Origin of the sequence: Xenorhabdus hominickii (assembly GCF_002632725.1) — a bacterium.
GTDB classification, from domain to species: Bacteria; Pseudomonadota; Gammaproteobacteria; order Enterobacterales; family Enterobacteriaceae; genus Xenorhabdus; species Xenorhabdus hominickii.
The window spans coordinates 1-408 of sequence record NZ_NJAI01000114.1 but is presented as its reverse complement, the minus strand read 5'-3'; the positions used below and the strand labels follow the sequence as shown (position 1 = coordinate 408).

Genomic DNA, 408 nt, shown 5'->3' with positions numbered 1-408 from the left:
GACTGGAGTGATTGAGAGACTCCTCAATACTGCCGCCTTAGCGCGGTTACAGTACTGATTGTTTCAAATTTTCAGCTTGTTCCAGATTGTTAAAGAGCATTATTTGTAAATCGGCTGCCTGCAGCCCACTTAAAAATAAACGTCGGTCACGCCTTTCACCCGTTTCCTGCAGCGTGGCGTCCCCTAGGGGATTCGAACCCCTGTTACCGCCGTGAAAGGGCGGTGTCCTAGGCCTCTAGACGAAGGGGACAATCAGTCTTCTTCGCAGACGCGCTGCTTCTTTTTCATTTCATCAGACAATCTGTGTGGGCACTGCACAAAATTCACTATCTTTTCGGTAAGGAGGTGATCCAACCGCAGGTTCCCCTACGGTTACCTTGTTACGACTTCACCCCAGTCATGAATCAC

Annotated in this window: 1 tRNA gene and 1 rRNA gene; both read right to left on the bottom strand. The window is 49.5% G+C overall.

What is annotated here, in order from left to right:
- Positions 1 to 174: 174 nt before the first annotated feature.
- A tRNA-Glu gene (locus Xhom_RS25440) sits at positions 175 to 250 on the bottom strand.
- An 88-nt stretch (positions 251 to 338) separates the two neighbouring features.
- Positions 339 to 408 (bottom strand): 16S ribosomal RNA (locus Xhom_RS25435); the annotation flags it as partial.